General features: G+C 69.5%; 20 protein-coding genes. 10 read left to right on the top strand and 10 right to left on the bottom strand.

Annotated elements, in window-relative coordinates:
* Positions 1-30: 30 nt before the first annotated feature.
* The 6 genes from EPA99_RS07660 to EPA99_RS07635 all read right to left on the bottom strand — a co-directional run bounded on the left by EPA99_RS07660 (position 31) and on the right by EPA99_RS07635 (position 3,734).
* Positions 31-678, bottom strand: a complete 648-nt coding sequence (locus EPA99_RS07660) for a LolA-related protein (RefSeq protein ID WP_129470617.1) — start codon at positions 676-678, stop codon at positions 31-33.
* Positions 602-1,576 carry a lysophospholipid acyltransferase family protein gene (locus EPA99_RS07655; RefSeq protein ID WP_129470616.1) on the bottom strand — a complete coding sequence of 325 codons (975 nt, stop codon included), beginning with the start codon at positions 1,574-1,576 and terminating at the stop codon, positions 602-604. The genes EPA99_RS07660 and EPA99_RS07655 overlap by 77 nt, the downstream gene beginning before the upstream one ends.
* On the bottom strand, positions 1,573-1,884 hold the full coding sequence (locus EPA99_RS07650) for an ApeI family dehydratase (protein ID WP_129470615.1): 312 nt from the start codon (positions 1,882-1,884) through the stop codon (positions 1,573-1,575). Before EPA99_RS07650 ends, EPA99_RS07655 begins: the two co-directional genes overlap by 4 nt.
* A 12-nt stretch (positions 1,885-1,896) precedes the next feature.
* A complete protein-coding gene (locus EPA99_RS07645) occupies positions 1,897-2,622 on the bottom strand; it encodes a lysophospholipid acyltransferase family protein (RefSeq protein ID WP_129470779.1) in 726 nt (241 codons plus the stop codon).
* Between the two features lie 127 nt (positions 2,623-2,749).
* The gene (locus tag EPA99_RS07640) at positions 2,750-3,490 is read right to left on the bottom strand and encodes a COG4648 family protein (RefSeq protein ID WP_129470614.1); all 741 of its coding nucleotides are present in this window, start codon (positions 3,488-3,490) and stop codon (positions 2,750-2,752) included.
* Entirely contained in the window at positions 3,465-3,734 is a 270-nt protein-coding gene (locus tag EPA99_RS07635) for a phosphopantetheine-binding protein (protein ID WP_129470613.1), read from the bottom strand. Before EPA99_RS07635 ends, EPA99_RS07640 begins: the two co-directional genes overlap by 26 nt.
* A 128-nt stretch (positions 3,735-3,862) precedes the next feature.
* Between EPA99_RS07635 and EPA99_RS07630 the strand changes: the two genes are divergently transcribed.
* On the top strand, positions 3,863-5,230 hold the full coding sequence (locus EPA99_RS07630; RefSeq protein WP_129470612.1) for an NAD(P)/FAD-dependent oxidoreductase: 1,368 nt from the start codon (positions 3,863-3,865) through the stop codon (positions 5,228-5,230).
* The gene (locus EPA99_RS07625; RefSeq protein ID WP_206733718.1) at positions 5,227-6,228 is read left to right on the top strand and encodes a chorismate transformation FkbO/Hyg5 family protein; all 1,002 of its coding nucleotides are present in this window, start codon (positions 5,227-5,229) and stop codon (positions 6,226-6,228) included. The genes EPA99_RS07630 and EPA99_RS07625 overlap by 4 nt, the downstream gene beginning before the upstream one ends.
* A gap of 15 nt (positions 6,229-6,243) precedes the next feature.
* On the opposite strand, the gene EPA99_RS07620 is transcribed toward EPA99_RS07625, so the two are convergent.
* The 3 genes from EPA99_RS07620 to EPA99_RS07610 all read right to left on the bottom strand — a co-directional run bounded on the left by EPA99_RS07620 (position 6,244) and on the right by EPA99_RS07610 (position 9,361).
* Entirely contained in the window at positions 6,244-7,296 is a 1,053-nt protein-coding gene (locus EPA99_RS07620) for a hypothetical protein (RefSeq protein WP_129470611.1), read from the bottom strand.
* A gap of 50 nt (positions 7,297-7,346) precedes the next feature.
* The gene (locus tag EPA99_RS07615; protein WP_206733726.1) at positions 7,347-8,684 is read right to left on the bottom strand and encodes an AMP-binding protein; all 1,338 of its coding nucleotides are present in this window, start codon (positions 8,682-8,684) and stop codon (positions 7,347-7,349) included.
* Positions 8,685-8,860: 176 nt separating this feature from the next.
* The gene (locus tag EPA99_RS07610) at positions 8,861-9,361 is read right to left on the bottom strand and encodes a RidA family protein (RefSeq protein ID WP_129470609.1); all 501 of its coding nucleotides are present in this window, start codon (positions 9,359-9,361) and stop codon (positions 8,861-8,863) included.
* 286 nt (positions 9,362-9,647) lie between these two features.
* Between EPA99_RS07610 and EPA99_RS07605 the strand changes: the two genes are divergently transcribed.
* From EPA99_RS07605 to hemF, 8 genes are all read left to right on the top strand, one after another.
* Positions 9,648-11,255 (top strand): flavin monoamine oxidase family protein, encoded by a 1,608-nt coding sequence (locus EPA99_RS07605; RefSeq protein WP_129470608.1) that lies wholly within the window; start codon positions 9,648-9,650, stop codon positions 11,253-11,255.
* Positions 11,256-11,266: 11 nt separating this feature from the next.
* Positions 11,267-11,710, top strand: coding sequence for a c-type cytochrome (locus tag EPA99_RS07600; protein ID WP_206733717.1), 444 nt, complete (start codon positions 11,267-11,269; stop codon positions 11,708-11,710).
* Between the two features lie 99 nt (positions 11,711-11,809).
* On the top strand, positions 11,810-13,417 hold the full coding sequence (locus EPA99_RS07595) for a flavin monoamine oxidase family protein (protein WP_425479180.1): 1,608 nt from the start codon (positions 11,810-11,812) through the stop codon (positions 13,415-13,417).
* On the top strand, positions 13,414-13,857 hold the full coding sequence (locus EPA99_RS07590) for a c-type cytochrome (RefSeq protein WP_129470607.1): 444 nt from the start codon (positions 13,414-13,416) through the stop codon (positions 13,855-13,857). The genes EPA99_RS07595 and EPA99_RS07590 overlap by 4 nt, the downstream gene beginning before the upstream one ends.
* 188 nt (positions 13,858-14,045) lie before the next feature.
* The gene (locus tag EPA99_RS07585; RefSeq protein WP_129470606.1) at positions 14,046-16,424 is read left to right on the top strand and encodes a S9 family peptidase; all 2,379 of its coding nucleotides are present in this window, start codon (positions 14,046-14,048) and stop codon (positions 16,422-16,424) included.
* 16 nt (positions 16,425-16,440) lie between these two features.
* Positions 16,441-16,752 (top strand): hypothetical protein, encoded by a 312-nt coding sequence (locus EPA99_RS07580; protein ID WP_129470605.1) that lies wholly within the window; start codon positions 16,441-16,443, stop codon positions 16,750-16,752.
* Between the two features lie 64 nt (positions 16,753-16,816).
* Positions 16,817-17,419, top strand: coding sequence for a hypothetical protein (locus EPA99_RS07575; protein ID WP_129470604.1), 603 nt, complete (start codon positions 16,817-16,819; stop codon positions 17,417-17,419).
* Between the two features lie 161 nt (positions 17,420-17,580).
* On the top strand, positions 17,581-18,540 hold the full coding sequence (hemF, locus tag EPA99_RS07570; RefSeq protein ID WP_129470603.1) for an oxygen-dependent coproporphyrinogen oxidase: 960 nt from the start codon (positions 17,581-17,583) through the stop codon (positions 18,538-18,540).
* A 10-nt stretch (positions 18,541-18,550) separates the two neighbouring features.
* Here hemF and EPA99_RS07565 read toward each other — a convergent pair whose 3' ends face one another.
* Positions 18,551-19,051, bottom strand: a complete 501-nt coding sequence (locus EPA99_RS07565; protein WP_425479179.1) for a DUF421 domain-containing protein — start codon at positions 19,049-19,051, stop codon at positions 18,551-18,553.
* Positions 19,052-19,138: the final 87 nt, after the last annotated feature.

Genomic DNA, 19,138 nt, shown 5'->3' with positions numbered 1-19,138 from the left:
CCATCGGGACACAGATGCGGCGCGCCGCGCTCAGGACGCGGTGCCGCGGCACAGGGCGATCAGCGCAGGCAAGGCCTGCACCCCGGTGGCATCGCGCGCCGCGCCCGCCAGCAGCGTGCGCTGCACATCGCCCTTGACCGGGCTGGTCTCGATGCAGCGCAGCTCGGCGCCGCGGCCGTAGAGCTGGATCTGCCGCACCTGCCGCGACAGTTCGGAATCCTTGGGCAGCATGTTCAGCTGCCACTGCGCGGTCGGGCCGGCGGCGGTGATGGTGTAGTGCTGCGCCAGCTGGGCCTGGTCGCCGGACAGCAGCGCGCCGAAGCTGCGCTGCAACCCGGCCAGCTCCGGAACGCGCGAAAGCGAGAAGGTGCGCTTGGCCTTGCCTTCGCGTTCCAGCGTGGCCTCGCCACCGCGGATGGTGGTGGTCTCGTGGTAGGGCGAGGTGACCTGGCGCACCAGCGTGTCCTTGTCCGGACGCGCGTAGCGCCCTTCCAGGCGCAGGGGGGTCTTGAGCAGGGCCGAGCCGCGCAGTTCGACGAAGGCGGTGGAGACGGGGGCCGGGCGCGCGATCTTCTGCAGGACCCAGCCTGCCTCGACGGTCTCAGGCGGTGCGGCGGAGAGCGGTGCGGCGCTGCACAGCAGCGTCAGCATCCACGGCAGCGTGCGTCGCATCGACATGCTTGGTTGTCCAGAAATCGTAGAAGTTGAACCAGTTGTAGGGCGTCAGGCGGGTGTAGTGCTCCAGCCGCTGCGCATACTGGCGGATATGCTCGCCCAGGATCGAGGCACGGTTGCGCCGGGACACCTCGAGCTTCTCGCTGAAGGTCTCGAAGGACAGCGAGTAGCGCGCGCGGCCGTGGTAGACGCCGAAGGCCAGCACCACCGGCACCTTCAGCGCGGCGGCGATCAGCCAGGGCGAGGTCGGGAAATGCGCCTGGGTGCCCAGGAACTGCGCCGGCAGGGCCGGCTCTTCCGGACGCGTGCGGTCCACCAGCAGGGCCACCAGCGCGCCATCGTCGGCGGCCTGCTTGATCGCCATGACGATCGAGGTGCTGTCCATGGAGGCATCGATGATGCACTGGTCCAGCTGCGGGTTCAGCGCGCCCAGCAGCTCGGTCATCGCCGGCGCCTGCGCCTTGTCCAGCACCACCTTGACCTGCACGTCCGGGCGCTCCTGCGCCAGCACCCGCAGCGCATCGAAGCTGCCCAGGTGCGAACCGAAGATCAGCACGCCCTGGCCCTTGTCCATCTGCGCGTGCAGCTGGTCCAGCCCGTTGACCTCGACCTGGAACTGGTCCATGCGCCCGCTGAGCAGGAACACCCGGTCCAAGATCACCGAGGCGAAGCAGTGGATGTGGCGCGCGGTGTCCATCCATCTGGAAGGACGGCCGAGCACGCGGCTGAGATAGGCGCGCGAGGCACGCCGCTCGGGGCCGCGCACCAGCATGAAGTACAGCGTGATCGGGTAGAGCAGCACGCGCGCCAGGCCGCGCCCGCCGTGGCAGGCGATGGCGCGCAGCAGCCACATGGCGAAACGGTTGCCGCCCTCCGGGCGCTGTTTCCAGACCGTGCTCATGCCGCCACGCCCTGCGCCTGCAGCTCGCCGCTGGCCAGCAAGGTGTCCTGGCGCTGCACCTTGAACTTCCACTTCGGCGCGGCGCCTTCCAGCACGATCTGCGCCGGCTCGCCCGGCAGCAGCGGCTGCAGGAACTTCACCTGCGGCAGGCGCAGGCCGCCGCGCAGCGGGCCGCATGCCGCTTCCAGCGCCTGCAGCACGTGGTCCAGCACCACCACGCCGGGCACCACCGGCCGGCCGGGGAAATGGCCGGGCAGGCAAGGATGATCCAGGGGCACGGTGAAGCTGGAACAGGAGACGACGGACATCGACAGCGACTCTTAAAGACGGGGTTCGAGCATGGCGCGGACCGCGGCGTGGGCCTGGTCGGTCAGGTCCTGCCGGCTCACCGGGCCGGACGCTGTCATCACCGGGATCGGCTTGCCCAGGCGGACCCGGATCACGCCCGGGCGCGCACGGAACAGTCCTGCCACCGGCAACACCTTGCCCGCCCCGTCCAGCGCCACCGGCACGACCTCCACGCCAGCATCGATAGCGGCCTGCAACAGCCCGGCCTTGAATGGCGCCAGCTCGCCGGTCCGGCTGCGAGTGCCTTCGGGGAACAGGCACAGGTCCTGGCCCTGCCGCAGCAGCTGCGCGGCCTGGCGCCGCACCAGCGCCCCGGCGCGGCGGCTGTCGCGGTCCAGGAACAGCATGCCGGTGGCCTGGGCGTACCAGTTCACGAACGGCACCTTGAGCATTTCGTCCTTCAACAGGAAGCGCAGCGGCACCGGCACGGCCATGTACAGCGCGCAGATATCGATCACCGACTGATGGTTGGACACGAACAGGTGCGGGCGCGACCAGTCCACGCGCTCGCGCCCTTCCACCTGCAGGCGCACGTTGCCGCCCATCAGCAGACCGGGCGCCCAGCAGCGCGCGGCCATGCGCAGGGAGATCTCCGGACGCCGCGTGACCAGCAGCAGCGCCAGTGCCACCACGATCCACGCCGCCGTCCAGACCAGGGTAAACGCCAGCTGCAGCAGGTTCAGCGCCTGCCAGGCCATGCGCGTGGGCGTCCAGGCCCCTGTCGCGTTCAGGTTGTCGGTCCTTGTCTGCACCGTGACAGGATACCTGCCACGGCGTGTGTCCGGTACGTCATGGCGTGTCAGAAACTTCCCCGTCCGCACCGGCTCAGCGCAGCAGATCGCGCCAGAACGCCGGCCCCAGCGCCGCCATCTGGCGCAGGAAGTCAGGCAGGTTGCGGTAGGGACGCTCGGGGAACCAACGCCCGCGCATCAGGTATTCGCCGAGGAAGAAGCCGCCGATCACGCCGTAGCCGAGCAGGTTGGCCACCAGCGAGGCGGTGGTTTCCGGTACCGCCAGCGGCGGGCGCAGGCCCAGCTGCATCAGCACCCCGCTCGGCACCGCGCACAGGCCCAGCACCAGGTACAGCGAGGCCAGCGCGAACAGCAGCCCGGCCCAGGCCGCGGTCAGGCGGCGGGTGTAGCGGCGCTGTTCTGCGGTGATTGCCTGGCCGGCCTGCAGGTACAGGGCCTGGACGATCTTGGTGATCAGCGGCGTGCGCCCGGCCAGCAGGCTGCGGCCGAAGAACCACCCGACCCAGCCGGTGAACACCACCGGCGGGGCGGCCAGCAGCAGCAGCGCGCGCGGCGAATCCCACAGCGGCGCCAGCGCGGCCAGCAGCACGGCGGTGAGCAGCCAGGCCCAGGGCCGCCAGCGCGCCAGCGGCTCGGCCAGCACCATCAGCACCAGCGAGGCGGCGGCCAGCACCGCCAGCTCCGGCCGGCCGCTGGCATTGGCCCAGTGCGCCAGCGGCGAATAGGCGATGGCCAGCACCAGCGCGAGCGGGAAGACCCAGCCCGGCGCCGATGCCGCCTGCGGCGCCTCAGACGGTCTTGTTGGCCTGGACATGCGCCGTCAGCGCGCGCAGCGAGGCGAAGATGCGGCGGTTCTCGTCGTTGTCCGAACGCAGCTGGAAGCCGTAGCGCTTGCTGATGGCCAGCGCCAGTTCCAGCGCGTCGATCGAATCCAGACCGAGGCCGGTATTGAACAGCGGCGCTTCCGGGTCGATCTCGCTCGCCTGGACGTCTTCCAGGTTGAGGCTTTCGACCAGCAGCTCGGCCAGTTCGGTTTCGGCGGCGGTTTGCGCGGACATCGACGGGGCTCCCCAGCATGAAAAGGTGCGACACGATGGTGCATCGGCGCCTGACGCGCAAGCTCGGGCACGGGTCGCTGGCGCTATCATGGCCGCCTTTCGCACCACTTTCGTACCAGGTTCCACGGATGACCGCAGCCATCGCCGACCCCGTCGCCCCGCCAGCGGCCGCTGCGCCGACGGCGGCGCAGATCGAGCGCCCCGATGTCCTGGTGATCGGCGGCGGCCCGGCCGGCAGCACCGCGGCCACCTTCCTGGCCCGCCAGGGCTGGCAGGTGACCCTGCTGGAAAAGGACCACCACCCGCGCTTCCACATCGGCGAATCGCTGCTGCCGATGAACATGCCGATCCTGGAGCGCCTGGGCGTGCTGGAGCAGGTGCGCCAGGTCGGCGTGCTCAAGCTCGGCGCGGACTTCCCGGCCGACACCGGCGGCTACAACACTTTCCGCTTCACCCATGCGCTGGGCGCCAAGGCCGACTACGCCTTCCAGGTCAGGCGCGAGGAGTTCGACAAGATCCTGTTCGACAACGCCCGCGCCGCCGGCGTAGACGCGCGCGAGGGCGTGCGCGTGAGCGATGTCGCCATGCAGGGCACGCAACCGGTGGTGCAGGCAAGCCAGGAAGGCACCACGCGCGTGTTCCAGCCGCGCTACCTGCTCGACGCCAGCGGCCGCGACACCGTGCTGGGCAGCAAGCTCAAGCTCAAGCGCAAGAATGCGCGGCACCAGTCCGCGGCGATCTTCAGCCATTTCACGGGCGTGACCCGCCGGCCGGGCGAGGATGCCGGCAACATCAGCATCTACCGCCATCGGCATGGCTGGATGTGGCTGATCCCGCTGCGCGATGAGGTGATGAGTGTGGGCGTGGTGTGCTTTCCCGACTACATGAAGACCCGTCACGGCGACAGCGAAGCCTTCCTGCGCCGCACGATCGCGCTCAATCCGGAAGCCAACGAACGCATGGCCGGCGCGCGTCGGGTGGCGCCAGTGCACGCCACCGGCAACTACGCCTACGAATGCACGCGCATGGGCGGGCCGAACTGGCTGCTGGTCGGCGATGCCTACGCCTTCGTCGATCCGATGTTCTCCTCCGGCGTGTACCTGGCCATGCACGGCGCCGAGCAGGCCGCCGCCACCGTCGATGCCGCGCTGCGCGAGCCCGCCCGTGAGCCGGCGCTGCGGCGCACGCTGGAAAAGCATCTGGTCGGCGGGCTGGATGAGTTCAAGTGGTTCATCTATCGCTTCACCTCGCCGGCCATGCGCCACCTGTTCGCCAATCCGCGCAACGTGCTGCAGGTGGAGAACGCGGTGGTGGCGATGCTGGCCGGCGATGTGTTCGACGCGCCGGCCGTCACCCGCCGGCTGCGCGTGTTCCGCGCGCTGTATTTCACCGCCTCGACGCTGATGGCGCCCAAGGCCTGGCGGGCCTGGCTGCATCGCCGTCGCCAGCGCCGCGCGCGCTTCGACGGAGAGACCTTGCAAGGAGATCGTTCGTGAGCCAACCGCATGCGGTGGATGCCGCCCTGCCCCCGCACCTGACGGTGGATTACGTTCCGGAAACCGCGCCGTCCACGCTGCTGGAGGACCCGCGCGTGCTGGCGGTGTTCGGCTTCGGCAGCGATGCACCGGTGCACGAGGACCCGCGCTATCTGCGCGTGCCGCTGCAGCCCTATGGCCCGCGCATGCTGGAAGTCTGGCGCACCACGCGCCCGGTGCATGCCGGACGCACCGGCGAGATCGCCTGGGCCACCGACGGCGAGCTGCAGTTCGGCGTGATCGAGGTGGACGAGCGCAAGATCGGCATCGAGGAAGCGGCCGCGCTGGCCTACGGCGCGCTGTCCGAACTCATCCGCGGCAGCCAGACCCCGCATCTGCTGCGCATGTGGAACTACCTCAGCGGCATCACCCTGGGCGAGGGCGACCGCGAGCGCTACCGCGAGTTCTGCGTGGGCCGCGCCCGTGGCCTGGGCCGCTTCGAGGACCACCAGCTGCCCGCGGCCACCGGCATCGGCCGCAGCGACGAGGTGCGCACCCTGCAGGTCTACTGGCTGGCCGCGCGCCAGGCCGGCACGCCGGTGGAGAACCCGCGGCAGATCAGCGCCTACCGCTATCCGCGCCAGTACGGCCCGCAGTCCCCCAGCTTCGCCCGCGCGATGGTGCCGCCGGCCGGCAGCGACATGCCGCTGCTGCTGTCGGGCACGGCCAGCATCGTCGGCCACGAGACCCTGCATGCAGGCCAGCTGCTGGCGCAGTTGCGCGAGACCTTGCTCAACTTCGATGCACTGCTGGAATCGGCGCGCAAGCACGCGCCGGCGCTCCCGCTGGCCTTCGGCGAAAGCACGCGCCTGAAGGTCTACGTGCGCGATGCCGACGACCTGCCCACGGTGGCGCAGGCGCTGGACGAGCGCTTCGGCCAGCGCGTGCCGCGCATGCTCCTGCACGCCGCGATCTGCCGCCGCGAGCTGGCGGTGGAGATCGATGGCGTGCATGGGTGAGGTGCTTGTGGCGATCTACTCGCCACATTCCAACCCGATGAAGTACGGCGCCTGCCCCTGCGATCCGATGGCCGCACCGGGCGCGTGTTCGGGCCACGTGGGCCGCTTCCATTCACGCTGCCACTGGCTCAGGAGCTGATTGGCCCGCTCCCGGCCATGGGCATCGAGCATCGCATCGAGCCTCTTGAGCGGTTTTTCGGACATCTTCTCGCGCATATGCTGGGGCAGGTTCTGGCGCGCGCCCGCCATTGCGGCTTCGATGTACTGGTGCAGCGCGAAAGCCCGCGCTGCATCCGGCTTCACGGACTGCGCCAACATGCTGCGTGAGCGGGATTCATCGTCGGGTGTGTAGGCGTTCCCCAATGCGAGCAAGGCACGCAGATCCCCGGCCTCGGCGGCCCGCAGCATCAATCGCTCGGCCTCCTGACGGTAGGTTTGCAACTGTGGCAGGACATCCATGAAATCGTGCCACTGGAAGGCATTGCCTGTGCCGTATACCAACAATGCGCCAGGGCGACCTGCCAGGGCCGCCTGACGCCAATAGGCAATGCGCTCAGCGTCCCCGACGGGGCTGCTGCCATCGCAGCGCTCCGCTTCCCGCAGCAACCGCTGCCCCGTCGTCACTTCGTCTTGGTCCAGCTCCCTCCTGGACTTCTCGCGCTGTGAGGGATGGAGCAGGTCGACAATCTCCCTCTTGCGCTGGAGGGACCGATCGTAAACACGCAGCGCGCGCTCAGCCTGCTCGCAGCGCTGCAGCTCGGCGGCCAGCCTGCAGGCGGCCCCGGCATCGCCGTCATGCGCCCTGGCGGTGAGCTCGGCCTGGATCAGGCGCAGCGGCGTGTCCTGCGGCGGCAGCGGCGCACGGGCAACGGCAGCGCGGGCGGGTTGGTCCGGGCCGATGCGCGAGGCCGGCGTTGGCGCATCATTCGCCGCCGCAGGCAGCTCGGGCGATGGCCGCGCCGCGGGCTGGTTCAGCGCACTGCGTCGTCCGAGCCAGGCCGAGCTAGTGGCGACCAGGCCCAGGACCACGGCAGTTACGAGAATCGATGCGAGACGACGACGGTGCATGGGCGACATCCTGTCGGTGAGGGGTGACCACGGCCAGCGCCGCCGGGCGATCAAGCGTCCAGCAGCTTCAACACGTCCGCGCGCGGCAGCTTGCCGGTCTCGGCCCGCGGCAGCGCGCCGAGAAAGCGGATGCGCCGCGGCAGGAACACCGGATCCACGCCCTGGCGCAGCGCGGCCAGGATGGCGGCTTCGTCCAGCTCCGGCGCCACCACCAGCGCGGCGATGCGGCGCACGCCGACATCGTCGGCCTGCTCCAGCTGCACCATCACGCCGTCGCGCACGCCGGGGATAGCCAGCAAGCGGCGGGTGAGATCGCCTACCGAGGCGCGCTTGCCGGCGATCTCCAGCATGTCGGCCTGGCGGCCGCGCACGCGGAAGCGCCCGTCGGGCTCGACTTCCATCAGGTCCGCCAGCGGCACCGGCTGCGGCAGGTGCGCGGCCTGCACCAGGCTGCCGTCGGGCTGCGGGATCACGCGCACGCTCGGCAGCGGCGTCCAGTGCGTGTCGATGGCGGTGCGGCGGTGGGCGAAGATGCAGGTCTCGGTCGAGCCGAACATCTCCATCACCGGCGCGGCAAAGCGCGCCTCGGCCGCCTGGGCCAGTTCCTGGGACAGCGGCGCGGTGGCCGAGACCATCGCCGTCAGCGGCGGCAGCTGCACACCCGAATCCACCAGCGCGCGCAGATGCACCGGCGTGGTCACCAGCAGCCGCGGCGCCGGCACCTGGGCCAGCGCCTGGGCCACATCGCCGGGAAAGAACGGCCTGCCGCCATCGATGGCCACCTCGGACAGCAGCGGCATCACCACCGACAGCTCCATGCCGTACATGTGCTGCGGCGGCACGGTGGCCACCACGCTGGGCACCTGCCCGGCCCACAGCGAAGCCAGCGCGCGCAGATTCTGCTGGTTGCTGGTGCTAAAGCTGGCCCAGGTCTTGGGGTAGGGCTTGGGCTGGCCGGTGCTGCCGGAGGTGAAGCCGATCACGGCCAGCGCATCCTGCGGCACCTGCGGGACCGGACCATCAGCCATCGGCAGGGTCTCGGGCAGGCGCAGGTAGCGCGCAGGCGCCTGCTCGATGGCCTCATCGCCCAGCGCCCAGCTATCGGCGTGGCGCGCCATCGCCTCGGCCACCACCGCCGGTGCGCGCGAAGGCGGCAGCAGCGTGATCTGCCCGCGCAGCGCCACCGCGCACAGGGCGACGATGAAGCGGTAGCGGTTCTCGCACAGGTTCACCGCGTGCTGGCCGTGCGGCAGCAGGGCCGCGACACCGCGCACATGCGCGTGGAAGGTGGCCACATCGATGGGCTGGCCGCGGTCGATGGCGATCAGGCGCGCAGGATCGCCCACGCCCAAGGTGATCTGGACCGCGGGCGCGGACGGAGCATGGATGACGGCCGACATGTCGTAGCAAGTTCCCTGGAAACCGCTCCGCAGCATGCTGCGCGGAGCACATCAGGGGCCTAGCTTGGCCGCTGGGCGTCGTGAAAGGCAAGTTTGCCCGCGGCGGGCAGCGGGCAGGCAGCGGCCGTGGCCGACCGCCACGCACATGGCCGCGGACCGCGCACTCAGGGGCGCACGGCCACCACCTCGATCTCCACGCGGAAGGCCGGATTGGCCAGGCCGGCGATCTGCAGGGTCGAGCGCGCCGGCAGGTTGGGCTGGGCCTGGGTGCCGAAGTATTCGGCATAGGCGGCGCGATAGCCCTCCGAATCCATCTTGCCGCCGGTCTCCGGACCGCCGACCAGGAAGGCCTGCATCTTCACCACATCGCCCATGGTCAGCCCTAAGGACTTGAGCTGCTTGTCGATCTGCGCCAGCACGCTCAGGGTCTGCGTCTTGGTGTCGCCGTAGGCCTGCAGCGAATCCTTCGGCGCCTTGGGATCGGAAACGCCGGGGACAGCGCCGCTCAGATAGATCACCGTCTTGTCCGCGGGCACTTCGACCGCACGCGCGATGGAGGACTTGCCGGCCGGATCCAGATGACGCTTCACCTCGGCGGCCTGCGCCGCAGCGGCGGTGCACAGCAACAGCGGCAGGGACAGCAAGGCAAGACGGACAGCGGCCATCGAAGACTCCAGCGCGGGAAAGGTCGCCGCAGCATAAGCGCGCATCGTGGGCGTGTGCGACGCCTGTCGCGTGACCATCGTGCAAGCCGCGCGGCGCGCCTTCCTGCTTTCAATCGCAACCATCCCGGCACTACCCACGCACGCCGGCCCCACCCCTCGCGCCGGCCATGCGGTGGCCGCGCACGCGCGAGGATGCAACCTGCGCGGCCGCACGACGCATGCCGCTGCCGCAGCGTCCGGTCCGACGACACCGCGCTGCACGATCACGCCGCAACACGAGACCGCAATGCCAGACGCTTCCAATCCCTCGCCCAGCCGCCGCGAACTGCTGCGCATGATCGGCCTGAGCGCCGGTGGTGCGGCCATGTACCAGGCGATGATCCAGCTCGGCTTCGCCGCCGAGTCCAGCTATACCGGTCCGATCAAGCTGGAAGGACGCCCCAGGGCCGGCACCTCGGTGCTGATCCTCGGTGCGGGGCTGGCCGGCATGACCGCGGCGTGGGAGCTGCGCAAGGCCGGCTACAAGGTAAAGATCCTGGAGTACAACGATCGCGCCGGCGGCCGCAACTGGAGCCTGTACGGCGGGGACACCTACACCGAGCTCGGCGGCGCCACCCAGCATTGCCGGTTCGACAAGGGGCTGTATCTCAACCCCGGCCCCTGGCGCATCCCGTACCACCACCACGCCGTGCTGGACACCTGCAAGATGCTGGGGGTCAAGCTGGAGCCCTTCATCCAGGTCAACTACAACGCCTTCCTGCACAACAGCCAGGCCTTCGGCGGCAAGCCGCAGCGGCTGCGCACTATCAAGGCCGATGCCCAGGGCCATATCGCCGAACTGCTGTCCAAGGCGATCCAGCAGAACGCGCTGGAGGCCGCCGTCACCGGCGAGGACCGCGAAAAGCTCTTGGAAGGCCTGCGCAGCTGGGGCGCGCTGGGCAAGGACCACCGCTACGTCAAGGGCACGGCCAGCAGCAATCGCCGCGGTTTCGAAAAGGACCCGGGCGGCGGCCTGAGCGCGCGACCGATCCCGTCCCAGCCGCTGACGCTGCAGGACATGCTCAGCGCCGATGCGTGGTCGGGACTGGTGGCCGGCGAGAACTACGAGATGCAGACCACCATGTTCCAGCCGGTCGGCGGCATGGGCATGATCGGCAAGACCTTCGGCAAGGCCCTGGGCGAGGTGATCCGCTATCGCAGCAAGATCACCGAGATCCGCCAGGATGCCAGCGGCGTCACCGTCTCCTACGAGGACCTGGCCGCACCGGGCAGCACCCTGACCGAGCGCGCGGACTGGTGCCTGTGCACGCTGCCGCTGTCGATCCTGAGCCAGCTGCCGATCAACGTCGGGCCGAAGATGGAAGCGGCGATCTCGGCCGTGCCCTACAACGCCTCGGTCAAGGTCGGCCTGCAGTTCAAGCGCCGCTTCTGGGAGCAGGACGAGCGCATCTATGGCGGCATCAGCTACACCGACACGCCGATCCGCAGCATCGCCTATCCGGCCACGGACTACTTCAGCGATGGCAAGGGCGTGCTGCTGGGTGCGTATGCCGGCGGCCAGGGCGCGGTGGAGCTGACCTCGATGACGCCGGAGCAGCGTATCGAGGCCGCGCTGGAGTACGGCAGCCGCATCCATCCGCAGTACCGCGCCGAATTCGACAACGGCATCGCCGTGGCCTGGCACCGCGTGCCCTTCACCCAGGGCTGCGCCGGCCGCTGGACCGAGGACACCCGCGCCGAGCACTACGACAACCTGTGCCAGATCGATGGCCGCATCGCCCTGGCGGGCGAGCACGCCTCCTACATCCCGGCGTGGATGGAAGGGGCCATCACCTCGGCCCACGACGCCATCGGGCGCCTGCACCAGCATGTGCTGGCAGGCGCACGTCCATGAGGAGTACGCCGATGAACCGCATGCGCACGATCCGCTTCGCCTCCCTGGCTGCGACGCTGGGGCTTGCCTTGGCCTTGCCCGTGCTCGCCGACGAAGCCGAGCCCCTGCACACCGCCGCGGACCTGTCCCGGCTCGATGGCGCCGGCATCTACACCCAGGTCTGCCAGGGCTGCCACATGGCCGACGGCAAAGGGGCACGGCAGGTCGGTTACTACCCCGGCTTCGTCGATAACCCCACCCTGGTCTCGCCGCAGTACGTGGCGCTGACGGTCATGCAGGGCCGCAAGAACATGCCGGCCTTCGGGCGTGGCGAAAAATACGCCAACGACATGCGCAACGTCGGCCTGACCGACAAGCAGATCGCCGAGGTGACCAACTACCTGCGCACGCACTTCGGCAACCACTACCAGGACAACCTCAGCGCATCGGACGTGGCCGCCCTGCGCGGCGACTGAGCGCGCGCGGCGGTCCATCGCGCCGCCGCATGCCGCACCTTTGTCCGCGCAGCGCGCCAGCACCGCAGCCAGCTTCTTCCCACCCGCCAGGAGCCTTGCATGCAGGACCCAAGCCGTCCCTCGATGAGCCGTCGCGAACTGCTGCAGATGATCGGCGTCAGCGCCGGTGGCGCGGCGATGTATGCGGCCATGACCTCGCTGGGCTTGGCCGGCCCTTCGCCCTACAAGGGTCCGGTCAAGCTGCAGGGCGCGCCCAAGGGCACCTCGGTGCTGGTGCTGGGCGCCGGCGTGGCCGGCATGGCCGCGGCGATGGAGCTGCGCGATGCCGGCTATACGGTCAAGGTGCTGGAGTACAACCAGCGCCCCGGTGGCCGCAACTGGAGCCTGTACGGCGGCGACACCTACACCGAACTGGGCGGGGCCACCCAGCGCTGCGAGTTCGATGAGGGCCTGTACGTCAATCCCGGGCCCTGGCGCATCCCGCACCACCACACCGCGGTGCTGGGCTACTGCCGGCGCCTGGGCGTGGCCGTGGAGCCCTTCATTCAGGTCAACTACAACGCCTTCATGCACAGCCCGGCGCACTTCGGCGGCAGGCCGCAGCGCTTCCGTGCCATCCGAGCCGACTATCACGGACATGTGGCCGAACTGCTGGCCAAGTCGCTGCAGCAGCGCGCACTGGATGCGCAGGTCACGCGCGAGGACCAGGAGAAGCTGCTGGAGTCGCTGCGGCAATGGGGCGCCCTGGACCAGCGTTACGCCTACCGCACGGGCGAGGCCAGCAATGCGCGCCGCGGTTATCTGAAGGACCCATCCGGCGGTCTGTCGGCGCGGCCGCGGTTCTCCGATCCCCTGGGGCTGGGCGAGATCCTCGATTCCAACACCTGGGCCGGCCTGCTGCCGGGTGAGACCTACGAGTGGCAGACCACCATGTTCCAGCCGGTCGGCGGCATGGGCATGATCGGCAAGGCCTTCGGCCGCGAACTGGGCGCGCTGATCCAGTACGGCGCCAAGGTCACCGCGATCCAGCAGGATGCGCGCGGGGTGAGCGTCAGCTACGAGGATACGGCCAGCCCGGGCAGCACCCAGACCGCGCGCGCGGACTGGTGCCTGTGCACGATCCCGCTGTCGATCCTGAGCCAGCTGCCGATCAACGTCGGGCCGAAGATGGAGGCAGCGATCGCCGCGGTGCCGTACAGCGCCTCGGTCAAGATCGGCCTGCAGTTCAAGCGCCGCTTCTGGGAAGAGGACGAGCAGATCTACGGCGGCATCACCTACACCGGCCTGCCCATCACCCACATTTCCTACCCCAGCTGCGACTACTACAGCCGCGGCAAGGGGGTGCTGCTGGGCGCCTTCACCTATGGCAGCCTCAACTCGGCCGAGTTCACCTCCATGGCACCGGCCGAACGCGTGGCCAAGGCGGTGGAATACGGCAGCCAGATCCATCCGCAGTACAAGCAGGAATTCGAGAACGGCATCTCCGTGGCCTGGCACCGCTCGCCCTTCACCCAGGGCTGCGCCGGCATCTGGACCGAGGAAGCCCGCGAGAAGCACTACGACGACCTGTGCCAGATCGATGGCCGCATCGCCCTGGCTGGCGAGCATGCCTCGTTCCTGGGCGGCTGGCAGGAAGGATCGATCACCTCGGCGCTGGATGCCATCGAGCGCATCCACCAGCGTGTTGTCGCGGGAGCCAAATCATGAGGCGTGGCTTGCTTCCCTCGGGCCTGGCCCTGGTCCTGCTGGCGGTGCAGCCGGCCAGCCATGCCGATGAGGCCTTCGCCATGCAGAGCACCGGCCAGTTCAGCAAGGCCGATGGCGCCACCATCTACCGCCATGTCTGCCAGGGCTGCCACATGCCCGAAGGCCAGGGCGCCAGCCAGGTCGGCCATTACCCGGCACTGGCCGGCAACCCGACGCTGGCCTCGCCGCACTACGTGGCCATGACCATCCTGCAGGGGCGCAAGAACATGCCGGCCTTCGGCGTGACCCCGGCGCAGCTGGCGCAGACCCGTGGCGTGGCCCTGACCGATGCGCAGGTGGCCGATGTCACCAACTACCTGCGCACGCACTTCGGCAATCGCTACGAGGACCGCATCAGCGCGGCGGATGTGGCGGAGCTGCGCCGGGCGGCGGGGGAGTGAGGGGGATTGGGGAAGGAACGAGTGGAGAGGAACGAGGAACGAGTGAGGGCGAGGACTTCGCCGGCCGCTTCCACTCGTTCCTCGTTCCTCCACGCTCGTTCCTCCCTCCACCATGACCATCGGAACAGCCGCCTCGCCGAGGTGGCTGCTACCCTTTGCGGCCTTCACCCCCGCAACACGGATCACCGATGCGCCCTGTCCTGCCTGTCGCCCTGCTGGCGGCCGCCCTGCTGGCCTCGCCCGCCCTGGTTCCCACCGCGACCGCGCAGACCGCGCCGCTGACGATCGAGCAGGTCATGGCCGACCCGGAATGGATCGGCCCGCCGGTGGAAGAGGCGACCTGGAGCTGGGACAGCCGCCACGTGCAATACGCGCTCAAGCGCGACGGCAGCCCGGTGCGCGACACCTTCCGCCAGGACCTGGGCGGCGGTGCGGCCGCACGCGTGGCCGACGACCAGCGCGGCACGCTGGAAGGCCAGGCGCCGGTGTACGACAGCAGCCGCCAGCGCATGGCCTTCGTGCGCGACGGCAACATCTTCATCCGCGATCTGCGCAGCGGCGCGCTGACCCAGCTGACCCGCGCCAACCAGGAGGCGGAGCAGCCGCAGTTCACCACCGACGGCGGCCTGGCCTGGCGCGTGGGGCCGCAGTGGTACCGCTGGTGGCCCGGCGGCGTGGTCGCCCAGGCCGCGGAAGTGAAGGCCGAGAACGACCCGGCCGCCCCGTCCAAGGACGCCTTGCGCGCTTACCAGCTGCGTGTGCTCAAGACCCTGGCCGAGGATCGCGCCAAGCGCGAGGCCGTGCGCGAGCAGCAGCAGGCCTGGCGCAAGGCTGACGCCAGCCAGGCCCCCGCCACCGTCTACCTGGGCAACAAGCTCAGCATCGAAGGCAGCGCGCTCTCGCCCGACGGCCGCTGGCTGCTGGTGGTGACGCAGGAGAAGAACGGCGGTGCCGGCCAGGCCGGCAAGATGCCCAAGTACGTCACCGAGTCCGGCTACGAGGAATTCCAAGAAGTCCGCACCCGTGTCGGCCGCAACTTGCCGCTGCCCAACCGCCTGTGGCTGGTGGACCTGGCCAACGCCGGCGCGCGCGAGCTGAAGTTCGATGCCCTGCCCGGCATCGACCGCGACCCGCTGGCCCAGCTGCGCAAGGCCGCCGGGCAGGAGCCGATGCAGGGGGAACGCGCCGTGCGCATCGAAGCCGACCGCGAGGGTCCGGCGATCCGCTGGAGCAACGACGGCCGCAACGTGGCCGTGCTGGTGCGCGCCATCGACAACAAGGACCGCTGGATCGCCAGCGTGGACCTGGACAAGGCCACCCTGGCCTCGCGCCACCGTCTGACCGACGAGGCCTGGATCAACTGGGGCTTCAACGATTTCGGCTGGCTGGGCGACAACCGCACGCTGTGGCTGCTGTCCGAGGAAAGCGGATACGCGCACCTGTACGTGGCCGGCGAGCGCGGCCGCGCCCGCGCGCTGACCTCGGGCAAGTGGGAGGCCTCGATGCCGGAGCTGTCGGCCGATGGGCGCAGCTTCAACTTCCTGTGCAATCGCCAGCAGCCGGGCCGCTACGAGGTCTGCAACGTGGGCGTGGACGGTGGCCAGGTACGCGAGCTGACCGCGCTGCAGGGCGTGGAAAGCTTCCAGACCTCGCCCGATGGTCGCCAGCTGCTGGTGGAGTACTCGCGCAGCTACCTGCCCACGCAGCTGGCCGTGGTGCCGGCCGCCGGCGGCGAGGCGCGCGTGCTCACCGACACCCGCAGCGCGGCGTTCAAGGCGCGCGACTGGATCCAGCCGCAGATCGTGCAGATCCCCTCCAAGCACGGCGCCGGCACGGTGTGGGGCAAGTTCTACGCGCCAGCCACGCGCGAGGCGGGCCGCAAGTATCCGATCGTCATGTTCGTGCACGGCGCCGGTTACCTGCAGAACGTGCACCAGCGCTATCCGGCCTACTTCCGCGAGCAGATGTTCCACAACCTGCTGGTGCAGCAGGGCTACATCGTGCTGGACCTGGACTACCGCGGCAGCGAGGGCTACGGCCGCGACTGGCGCACGGCGATCTACCGCAACATGGGTCATCCCGAGCTGGAGGACTATCGCGACGGCCTGGACTGGCTGGTGGCCAACCAGCACGGCGATGTCGACCACGCCGGCATCTACGGCGGCAGCTACGGCGGCTTCATGACCTTCATGGCGCTGTTCCGCGCGCCGGGCGTGTTCAAGGCCGGCGCCGCGCTGCGTCCGGTGGCGGACTGGAGCCAGTACAACCACGAGTACACCGCCAACATCCTCAACACGCCGGACATCGACCCAGAGGCCTACCGGATCTCCTCGCCCATCGAATACGCCGACGGCCTGCAGGATCACCTGCTCATCGCCCACGGGATGATCGACGACAACGTGTTCTTCCGCGATTCGGTGGTGATGAGCCAGAAGCTGATCGAGCTGCACAAGGACAACTGGGAAATCGCCCCCTACCCGCTGGAGCGCCACAGCTTCACCCGCGCCGATTCCTGGCTGGACGAGTACAAGCGCATCCTCAAGCTGTTCGACGCCACCTTGAAATAAGGCGGAGACTCGATTCATGGCATCGCATGGTGCGAAAGGGTCCTGGTTGCTGGCGGGGGCAGTGGCGGCCGTGCTGCCTGGCTGCGGGCCTGCCAAGCTCACCGAGCAGGAATGCATCGCCATTCAACAGCGCGAGATGGCGCAGATCGCCTCGTGGTCGGATGCCGCCAGGGATCCGAAGTGGGCTGCTGAACGCTCCGGCGCCAACGTGGCGGCCTGTGTCGCCGGTGAGCGATATACGCGCAAGGACTACGAGTGTTTCGTTTCCGCCTCGACAAACGCGGAGATCGGTCAGTGCATGAATGAGGAAAGTCTCGATTCGAGCTGATCCGCATTGTCCGAGCCCAACAATTCATACAAGCCGATCCCGCTTCCCAGATTGGTGTATCCAGATGTCCGCCATGCCCCCTGCCCCGCCCCCGCTCCCCCACGCCACCGCGCCGCACTCCGGCTTCGTCAATGTGCTGGCGTGGGTGACGATCGCCATGGCCGTGCTGGGCGGCCTGTCAGGGCTGGTCCAGGCCGGCACCGCCGCGGTGCTGCCGGCCGATCACACGCTGCGCATGCTCTTCGGTGGTGCCGAGCCAGGGCCGAGGCTGCCGCCGCTGTTCCACTGGTACTACACCCATGGCCTGATCACCGGGCTGGCCAGCGTGCTGCTGTCGGCCCTGCTGGGCGCGGCCGCCTGGGGCCTGCTGCAACGACGCGAGTGGGGCCGGCGCGCCTTCATCGCCATGGTGGTGCTGGGCACCTTGATGCAGCTGGCCTCGCTGGCCCTGCTGCCGCAGATGGTGGATATGGTGGTGGCGATGCAGGAGGCCAGGCTGTCCATCGAGACCGGCGGACCGGTCGGCCCGCTGCCGCCGGAGTTCGCGCAGATGATGCGCGCGATGATGCTGATCCCGGCCGCGCTGATGGTGGTCTTCGCCGGCTTCCATGTCTGGATCATCTGGAAGCTGGGCCGCCCCGAGATCCGGGCCGAATTCTCGCGCTGACACACCGCGCCGCATGGCGCGGCGTGACGCGAGCGCACTCCATGTCGCGGCGCTCGCCCTCCCTGGGCGAGCCCTGGCAACGAGCACCCACTCGTTCCTCGTTCCTCTCCACTCGTTCCTCGCACCACCCCCCACCCGCGCCCGCCGCTTACAATGCCCGGATGCAAGACTTCCAGCGCGTACGCGACTACCTGACCGGCCTGCAGGACCGCATCTGCACGGCCATCGAAACCGCCGACGGCCAGGCCCGCTTCGTCGAGGATCAGTGGAGTCGCGGGCAACTAGGCGCCCATGACCGGCCTGCTGGCTCCAGCGACACTGCCCCATCCCTGGGCGGCGGTGGGCGCACGCGGATCCTGCGCGATGGCGCGGTGTTCGAGCAGGCCGGCATCGGCTTCTCCGACGTGTCCGGCGACCGCCTGCCGCCCTCGGCCACGGCCGCGCGGCCGGAGCTGGCAGGCGCCTCCTGGCGCGCGGTCGGCGTGTCGCTGGTGTTCCATCCGCGCAACCCCTACCTGCCGACTACTCACGCCAACGTGCGCCACTTCCGCGCCGAGCGCGACGGGCAGACCGTGGCCTGGTGGTTCGGCGGCGGGTTCGACCTGACCCCCTTCTATCCCTTCGAGGAGGACGTGCGCCACTGGCACCAGGTGGCGCACGACCTGTGCGCGCCGTTCGACCCGCAGCGCTATGCCGCGCACAAGCGCTGGTGCGACGAGTATTTCTTCATCAAGCACCGCAACGAGACCCGCGGTGTGGGCGGTCTGTTCTTCGACGACCTGCACGAGGATTTCGAACGCGACTTCGACTATCTGCGCGCGGTCGGCGATGGCTTCCTCGATGCCTACCTGCCGCTGGTCGCGCGTCGCAAGGACACGCCTTTCGGCGAGCGCGAGCGCGAGTTCCAGCTGTACCGTCGCGGCCGCTACGTCGAGTTCAACCTGGTCTACGACCGCGGCACCCTGTTCGGGCTGCAGAGCGGCGGGCGCGCCGAATCCATCCTGATGAGCCTGCCGCCGCGCGTGCGCTGGGAGTATGGCTACACCCCGCAGGACGGCAGCGACGAGGCCCGCCTGGCCGCCTACCTGACCTCGCGCGACTGGCTGGACCAGCCGCGCTGAGGAGCCGGCCTCAGCGCGCGCCGGCGGCGTCGTGCCGCTGCAGCAGCGCGATATGGCCGTTGGTTTCCAGCACCGCCAGGGCGATGTCGCCCACGTCCTCGATGCCCTGCTCACGCATGGCGCGGTCGAAATCGGCCCGGCTGATCAGCTCGCGGCGCAGCACCTCGCGGTAGATCTGGCCATCGCGCCCCAGCAGCACCGGCGCGCCCTCCACCAGGCGATCCACCTTGGCACTGCGGGCCGAGACCAGCCCGACCAGCCAGTTCAGGCTGATCAGCGTGGCCGCCAGCAGCAGGCCGCCGGCCACCGAGCTGTCGGTGCCCAGCAGCGCGTTCTGCACCGCGTTGCCCAGCAGCACCAGCAGCAGCATGTCGAAGGACGTGAACTGTCCCATGGCCCGCTTGCCGGCCATGCGCATCAGGGTGAGCAGCATGAAGTACACCACGCAGGCGCGCAGGATGAACTCCCACCACGGCATGGACAGCTTGAGCAGATCGGCGGGCAGGTGCATGGGACATCCCGAGGGTGACGGCGGTGGCGGTACGGTAGCGGTGCGATCTCCAACGCCGCGTGGATGCCGCGTTGCGCTGGGGACTGA

Origin of the sequence: Pseudoxanthomonas composti (assembly GCF_004122095.1) — a bacterium.
GTDB lineage: Bacteria > Pseudomonadota > Gammaproteobacteria > Xanthomonadales > Xanthomonadaceae > Pseudoxanthomonas_A > Pseudoxanthomonas_A composti.
Note: the sequence above shows the minus strand (reverse complement) of the source record. Positions and strands in the feature narration are given on the sequence as shown.

Coding starts and splice junctions, on each gene's coding strand:
- EPA99_RS07575 (WP_129470604.1), top strand. CDS start 16,817: ATGTCCGCCATGCCCCCTGCCCCGCCCCCGCTCCCCCACGCCACCGCG.
- EPA99_RS07660 (WP_129470617.1), bottom strand. CDS start 678: ATGTCGATGCGACGCACGCTGCCGTGGATGCTGACGCTGCTGTGCAGC.
- EPA99_RS07645 (WP_129470779.1), bottom strand. CDS start 2,622: ATGGCCTGGCAGGCGCTGAACCTGCTGCAGCTGGCGTTTACCCTGGTC.
- EPA99_RS07595 (WP_425479180.1), top strand. CDS start 11,810: ATGCAGGACCCAAGCCGTCCCTCGATGAGCCGTCGCGAACTGCTGCAG.
- hemF (WP_129470603.1), top strand. CDS start 17,581: ATGCAAGACTTCCAGCGCGTACGCGACTACCTGACCGGCCTGCAGGAC.
- EPA99_RS07580 (WP_129470605.1), top strand. CDS start 16,441: ATGGCATCGCATGGTGCGAAAGGGTCCTGGTTGCTGGCGGGGGCAGTG.
- EPA99_RS07635 (WP_129470613.1), bottom strand. CDS start 3,734: ATGTCCGCGCAAACCGCCGCCGAAACCGAACTGGCCGAGCTGCTGGTC.
- EPA99_RS07640 (WP_129470614.1), bottom strand. CDS start 3,490: ATGTCCAGGCCAACAAGACCGTCTGAGGCGCCGCAGGCGGCATCGGCG.
- EPA99_RS07630 (WP_129470612.1), top strand. CDS start 3,863: ATGACCGCAGCCATCGCCGACCCCGTCGCCCCGCCAGCGGCCGCTGCG.
- EPA99_RS07585 (WP_129470606.1), top strand. CDS start 14,046: ATGCGCCCTGTCCTGCCTGTCGCCCTGCTGGCGGCCGCCCTGCTGGCC.
- EPA99_RS07650 (WP_129470615.1), bottom strand. CDS start 1,884: ATGTCCGTCGTCTCCTGTTCCAGCTTCACCGTGCCCCTGGATCATCCT.
- EPA99_RS07610 (WP_129470609.1), bottom strand. CDS start 9,361: ATGGCCGCTGTCCGTCTTGCCTTGCTGTCCCTGCCGCTGTTGCTGTGC.
- EPA99_RS07620 (WP_129470611.1), bottom strand. CDS start 7,296: ATGCACCGTCGTCGTCTCGCATCGATTCTCGTAACTGCCGTGGTCCTG.
- EPA99_RS07655 (WP_129470616.1), bottom strand. CDS start 1,576: ATGAGCACGGTCTGGAAACAGCGCCCGGAGGGCGGCAACCGTTTCGCC.
- EPA99_RS07605 (WP_129470608.1), top strand. CDS start 9,648: ATGCCAGACGCTTCCAATCCCTCGCCCAGCCGCCGCGAACTGCTGCGC.
- EPA99_RS07565 (WP_425479179.1), bottom strand. CDS start 19,051: ATGCACCTGCCCGCCGATCTGCTCAAGCTGTCCATGCCGTGGTGGGAG.
- EPA99_RS07590 (WP_129470607.1), top strand. CDS start 13,414: ATGAGGCGTGGCTTGCTTCCCTCGGGCCTGGCCCTGGTCCTGCTGGCG.
- EPA99_RS07600 (WP_206733717.1), top strand. CDS start 11,267: ATGAACCGCATGCGCACGATCCGCTTCGCCTCCCTGGCTGCGACGCTG.